The sequence below is a fragment of the Arthrobacter crystallopoietes BAB-32 genome, assembly GCF_000328305.2.
Classification (GTDB): Bacteria; Actinomycetota; Actinomycetes; order Actinomycetales; family Micrococcaceae; genus Crystallibacter; species Crystallibacter crystallopoietes_A.
The window spans coordinates 1-1,879 of record NZ_ANPE02000283.1 but is presented as its reverse complement, the minus strand read 5'-3'; the positions used below and the strand labels follow the sequence as shown (position 1 = coordinate 1,879).

Here is a 1,879-nt window from a genome sequence, read left to right as displayed (position 1 = left end):
GCGATTAGCGTATTGACCTCGGCGCGTGACATCTTTCCGTGCGCGGCTCGTTGTTCCCGGATGAACTCCTCGACGCCTTCGATGCGTCGGATTTCGGGTTTGTTCAGCAGGAACATGATCAGGGCCAGGACAACGAACATGGCCAGGCAGAGCGGCGCGGCGGTGGCCGTCCATTGGGCGAAGGAGATCCGTTCTCCGGTGGCTTCCTCGATCAGACCGCGGCCGATGAGATTGGGCGGGGATCCGACGGGTGTGAGCAGGCCGCCGACACTGGCGCCGTAGGCGAGCATGAGCATCAGGGCCGCGCCGACGCGCAGCCTCAGCGGATCGAAGTCTGCCTTGACGACCCCGCGGTCCTGCATGACCTGGGCGATGACGGCCAGGATGCCCAGCGCCGTGGGCATGAGCATGGCGACGGTGGCCGTGTTCGAGACGAAGGCGGACAGGATGCAGGTGATCACGCCGAACGCGATGATGACGCGGTAGGTGGATTTGGCCACCCCGGGTACGGAGAGCACGGCGAAGGCCAGGCGCTGCGCGATGCCGTGTTTGAGCATGGCCTGGGCCAGGATGAACGCTCCGATAAAGGTGAAGATCGTTGTTGAACCGAATGGGGCCAGGACGTCGCCGGCCGGGGCCACGCCGAGGAGCACGACGGCGGCCACGCCGATGAGGCCGCCGACCGGGATGGGGACGGGTTCGCAGATCCACAGAATGATCACGCCGAGAAGGACTGCGGCCAGCAGTTGCTGTGTCGGGTCCATGGCGGTGGGCAGGAGCGCGAAACCAATCGCTACGGCCGGGGCCAGGAAGAGCCCCAAGGTCTGACGTGCGCGTTCAAACTTCTCTTCCCGGGGGGAGAGTGTCTGTTCACTGAGACTGCCGAACGTTTTCCCGCCCAGCAGGGCCGCGCGGACGTCTGTGCGCCGGGGCAAAGCCGTGTCGCTTGGGGAAGCGGAAGAATCAGGGCTCATGGTCATCCTTCGGTGTCGGTTGATGAACCCCACGATCGCTCAGTGATGCAGGTCACGTCCAAGATGAATTCCCTACTTGCCTGATAGGTAAAACCGATAGGCCGGGCCCTGCTGGGGATGGCTGGCTATGATACGGCTGAGAACGTCATACTGCGGCGGACATGAGGACGGCTCCCGTCCCTGTGCCGGGCGGGGCAGGATCCCGGCAGGCGGCCGGCTCCGCCGGGCGGTGTGCGGAAAGGCAAAAAAGAGTCATGGATACCAGGCAGTTGAAGTATTTTCTCGCGGTCGTGGACCATCAGGGGTTCAACCGTGCCGCGGAGAAACTGCTCATTGCCCAGCCCTCCCTGTCACAGGCGATCAAGACCCTGGAACAGGAAGTGGGGCTGCCGCTGTTCCACCGGGTCGGACGGCGGGCGGTCCTCAGCGACGCGGGCAAGGCGCTCGTGGGCCCGGCCCGCCTTGTCCTGCGCGACCTGGACGCGGCGAAATCGGCATTGGATGCCCTGAAGGGAGTGCGCAGCGGCAGGCTCGAGCTCACCGCGATGCCATCGCCGGGGATCGAGCCGCTGAGTTCCATGATCGCCACCTTCACCCGCCTGCATCCGGCCGTGACGGTCAGCGTCGAGGCTGCCTTCACCCCCGAGGAGGTCGTGGCCTCGGTCCGCAGCGGCAACGCAGAAATTGGCCTGCTGGGTTCCGACCGGCCGATCCGGGTCCCCGATGTCCAGGTAATGCAGCTCGAGCGCCAGCCGCTGGTGCTGATCATCAGCCCGCACGCGGACGTCTTCGGCAACAGGGACGTTCTTGACCGCGAGGATCTGGCCGGCCACAGGGTCATCGTCTCCCAGCGGGGATCGCTGATGAGGTGGCTGGTCGATGACATCCTCGCCAGCGGCGTGAAC

The 1,879-nt window shown here is 65.4% G+C and carries 2 protein-coding genes; one reads left to right on the top strand and one right to left on the bottom strand.

Going from position 1 to position 1,879, the window contains the following annotated elements; genetic code table 11:
- On the bottom strand, window positions 1-974 hold a 974-nt coding region (locus D477_RS19860), incomplete at its 3' end, for an SLC13 family permease (protein ID WP_043847776.1).
- Between the two features lie 254 nt (window positions 975-1,228).
- Between D477_RS19860 and D477_RS19855 the strand changes: the two genes are divergently transcribed.
- The coding region (locus D477_RS19855; protein WP_005274546.1) for a LysR family transcriptional regulator at window positions 1,229-1,879 on the top strand (651 nt) is incomplete at its 3' end.